The sequence below is a fragment of the Streptomyces sp. ActVer genome, assembly GCF_027270795.1.
Classification (GTDB): Bacteria; Actinomycetota; Actinomycetes; order Streptomycetales; family Streptomycetaceae; genus Streptomyces; species Streptomyces umbrinus_A.
Window position 1 is genome coordinate 1 of record NZ_JAPWHT010000659.1, and the last position, 3,989, is coordinate 3,989.

Here is a 3,989-nt window from a genome sequence, read left to right on the forward strand (position 1 = left end):
CTGTTGGTCGCGGGCGCCCTGGCGGGCATGGCCGCCGCGCCCAGCTGGCCGTTCGCCGTGCTCGCGGCCGGGACGGTGGGCCTGGGGGCGTCCGTCCTGGCCCCGCTGTGTCTGGCCTCCGCCGCACGGCTGCGCCCCGCCGCCTCGGAGGCGATCCTGGCCCGCCTGAACCTCTTCAACTACGCGGGCGTGGTCGCCGGTGGTGCGGTGAGCGGGCTCCTCGGCTCCACCGGCGATTTCCGTCTCGCCTACGCGGCACCGGCCGCCCTGGCGGTTCTTCTCCTCGCCTGCGCCCGCCATTTCACCCGGCCGCCGGGCCCGGCGCGTACCGGATCTCCGCAGGCCGCGACGAGCGCCGTTCCACCGAAGGGTTGAACGGGGTGCGTGCTTATGGGCGATGCGTCGACACGCGCCGCGGCCGGAGACTCTTCCCGCCCGCGGTTGCCCCGGATCGAAGCCGAGGCCGCGACGTGCGAGACCCATGCCCAGCAGGCGGAGAAAGGACCCACTCCACTCATGTCCAGCAACATCAGCAGGCGCAACGTTCTCGCGGTCGGTGCCGGAGCGACACTGGCGGCAGCGACCGGGGCCGCCACGGCGAGCGCGGCGGAGACCGGGCGCGGCAACGGCGCCCGGTCGTCTTCCGGTGCCTCCGGCCGCGAGGAGACCCGTTCGCTCGACCAGCTGTACCAGGCCGCTCTCGCCGAGGGCGGAAAGCTCGTCGTCTACGCGGGCGGTGACGTCGACGACCAGCTGGCCGGCGTGAGGGCCGGGTTCGGGAGCAGGTTCCCCGACATCGACCTGACGATCGTCGTGGACTACAGCAAGTTCCACGACGTACGGATCGACAACCAGCTCGCCACGGGCACCCTGGTCCCGGACGTCGTCCAGCTCCAGACCCTGCAGGACTTCACCCGCTGGGACCGGCGGGGCGAGTTGCTGCGCTACAAGCCCGCCGGGTTCTCCGCCGTCCACCCGAAGTTCAAGGACCCGGGCGGTGCCTGGACGGCGGTCATGGCGATCGCCTTCAGCTTCGTCTACAACGTGGCGGCGGTCGGCGCCGACGTGCCCCGTACACCGCTGGACTTCGTCGACCCGCGGTGGAAGGGCGCCATCGCCTCCTCGTACCCGCACGACGACGACGCGGTGCTCTACCTGTTCTCGCTCTATGTGCGGAAGTACGGCTGGGAGTGGGTCGCGAAGTTCGCCGGGCAGCAGCCGCAGTTCGCCCGCGGCTCCCACAAGGCGGGCGTCGCCGTGAGTGCCGGGCAGAAGAGCGTCGGCGTCGGTTCGTCGGGGAGCCTGCTCGCCACCGGCGGGGCGTCGCGGTGGGCTCTTCCCAGCGAGGGGCACCCGTTCATGGCGTGGGGCCAGCGGGCCGCGATCCTGAGGCAGGGAGCCCACCCGACGGCCGCCAAGCTGTATCTGAACTGGATGCTGTCTTCCGAGGTCCAGGGGTCGTCGTTCAGCGGCTGGTCGGTCCGTACGGATGTCCCGCTGAAGAGCGGTCTCAGGCCGATCTGGGAGTACAAGGACGCCAACCTCGACGGCTTCCCGGTGTTCATGGAGGACCGCGCCAGGGTCGAACAGCTCAAGCAGACCTTCGCGCTGTACTTCGGCGAGGTCCAGGGCGCCCCCTCCCCCGGCGTCCTCGGCCTGCACCCGGGCCGCTGACGCGGATGGCCTCCCGCGGCTCCCTGCCGGTTTACGCCGGTCACACACAGGTTCGGGTTAAAGTCTGCCGCCCTGTCATGACCGTCACCCAGCAGGGAGCCGCTGCCGTGCCCCCCTCTCGTTCCGCCCTGCGCAGGCTGTCCCTGTCGGCGTGGCACCTTCCGCACCTGGTCTTCCTGACCGTCGTCGTCGGCACCCTCGCCCGGCTCATCGCCGTGCACACGTGGCTGTGCTGGATCATCGCCCCGCCCATCGTGCTGCTGGCCGTGGCGTACGTGGGCGGGCTGGCGCGATGGGACCGTCTCGGCACCCGGGGCAGGCCCGCCTGGCTGGGCCTGCTCCTGCTGCTGTGGGGGTACGTCTGCTGGGCCCTTCCGTCCGAACTCGCCACCGGGTACGTCTGGTTGGCCGTCCCGTTGGCCGTCGTCGCGCAGCGGATGCCCGGACGCCGGCTGCCTCTCGCGGGGCTCTGGCTGACGACCGCGCTGCTCGTGGCGGCGCTCACCAGGATCGGGGGCTTCGACCTCGAACTCATCGCACCGCCGACCGCGGCGATCTGGGCGACCGTGGCCCTGCACCGCGCCCAGGACCGGCTGATGCGTGAACTGGCCGCCACCAGAGGCGAGTTGGCGGCTCAGCAACGCGAGGCCGGTCGCCTTGCCGAGCGGGCCCGGCTGGCCCGGGACCTGCACGACACCCTGGCCCAGGAGATCGCGGGGAGCCGCATGCTGCTCCAGGCCGCCGACCGGGACTGGGAACGCCGGCCGGACTCGGCGAGGCGGCAAGTGCGGACCGTTGTCGACGCGCTCGGCACGCATCTCGCGGAGACCCGCGGGATCATCCACGACCTCACCCCGCCCGGTCTGGACCGCGACGGCCTGGAGACGGCACTGCACGACCTCTGCGCCCGTGCCGACGCGGCTCCGGGCGCTCCCGCGGTCTCCGTCTCCACACGGGGTGAGCCCGGTCCCGTACCCGCCGACCGGGCCGTCGCCCTCCTGCGCGTGACCCGCGGGCTGCTGGCGAACGCGTGCGAGCACGCCCGCGCCACGCATGTCCGGGTCACGCTTCACCACGCGGACGGGGCTGTCGCGGTCGAGGTGAGCGACGACGGAACGGGATTCGACCCGGCGGCGACGCTCCCCGGAAGGGAGGGCCGCGGATTCGGGCTGACCGCCGCACGCGACCGGCTGGCCCAGCTGGAGGGCACGCTCACCGTCGACGGAGTGCCCGGCCGCGGGACCCGGGCCAGGGCCACCGTCCCGGTGCAGGCGCGCGCCACCGCGGGCGCGGCGTGAACGACGCTCCCGCGGTCGCGGTGCGGATCCTGATCGTGGACGACCATGCCGTGGTACGAGCCGGTCTGCGGGCCCTGCTGGAGGGTGAGCCCGGTTTCGACGTGATCGACGAGACGGGCGACGGCGAGCAGGCCGTCCTCCTCGCCGGCCGGCACCGGCCCGACGTGGTCCTGATGGACCTGCGGCTGACGCAGGGCGGCGGCACGGGTTCCGACACCGAGGTGGGCGGCATCGCCGCGACACGCCGGATCACGGCCACCGTTCCCGGCGTCGACGTCGTCGTCCTGACCAGCTACGGCAACAGAGGCGACGTCGTCCGTGCCATGGAGGCCGGCGCTCGCGGCTATGTCCTCAAGGCGGGTCCGCCCGAGGAACTCTTCCGCGCGGTACGCGCCGCCGCGGCCGGAGGCATGGGCCTGGCCCCTGAGGCCACCGCTCAGCTGGTCGGCGGGACGATGGGCGGCGGCCCGGTGCTGAGTGAGCGTGAACTCGGGGTCATCAGGCTTCTCGCCCAGGGACACAGCAACCGGGCCATCGCGGGAGCCCTGCACCTGTCCGAGGCCACGGTCAAGACACACCTCGTCCGCATCTACCGCAAGCTCGGCACCGAGAATCGGGCCAGCACGGTGTCGGAGGCCGTCCGGCGCGGACTGCTCGAAATCGGCGGATGAGGCGCCCGGCCGTCGCCCCCACAGGCCCGCCCGCACAAGCCCTCCCTCCGTTGGCCGGGGCGTGACAAGCACCCGAAAGCGATGCGCCGGCGAAGCCGAGGTCGAGCCGGAAGTGCCCGATTTACCTGACGGACCGTCATGAAATAACCGTGTTAACTCGGCGCGCGACCTCTTGCCAAGCCGAGATAGTACGTGTTCGGATTATCTCTGTCGGGCGGCACCCCACCGCCCCGAAACCGCTGCTCAACCCATGCCTCGCGAGGTCTGGCCACCCTGTCCAGCCTGCCTGCGCTCCCCCGTTTCCCCGTCTCTCCCGCTCTCCGCTCCCCCCATTCCGTCTTCCCCC

Annotated in this window: 4 protein-coding genes; all 4 read left to right on the top strand. The window is 72.2% G+C overall.

The window, feature by feature from the left end; genetic code table 11:
• Window positions 1–375 (top strand): MFS transporter (locus tag O3Q52_RS49915; protein WP_269655057.1); only part of this gene is annotated, 375 nt, incomplete at its 5' end.
• Window positions 376–516: 141 nt separating this feature from the next.
• Window positions 517–1,674 carry an ABC transporter substrate-binding protein gene (locus O3Q52_RS49920; protein WP_269655058.1) on the top strand — a complete coding sequence of 386 codons (1,158 nt, stop codon included), beginning with the start codon at window positions 517–519 and terminating at the stop codon, window positions 1,672–1,674.
• Window positions 1,675–1,781: 107 nt separating this feature from the next.
• Complete coding sequence (locus O3Q52_RS49925) at window positions 1,782–2,972, top strand: sensor histidine kinase (RefSeq protein ID WP_269655059.1); 1,191 nt, start codon at window positions 1,782–1,784, stop codon at window positions 2,970–2,972.
• Window positions 2,969–3,643, top strand: coding sequence for a response regulator transcription factor (locus O3Q52_RS49930; RefSeq protein ID WP_269655060.1), 675 nt, complete (start codon window positions 2,969–2,971; stop codon window positions 3,641–3,643). The genes O3Q52_RS49925 and O3Q52_RS49930 overlap by 4 nt, the downstream gene beginning before the upstream one ends.
• Window positions 3,644–3,989 lie beyond the last annotated feature (346 nt).

Coding starts and splice junctions, on each gene's coding strand:
- O3Q52_RS49920 (WP_269655058.1), top strand. CDS start 517: ATGTCCAGCAACATCAGCAGGCGCAACGTTCTCGCGGTCGGTGCCGGA.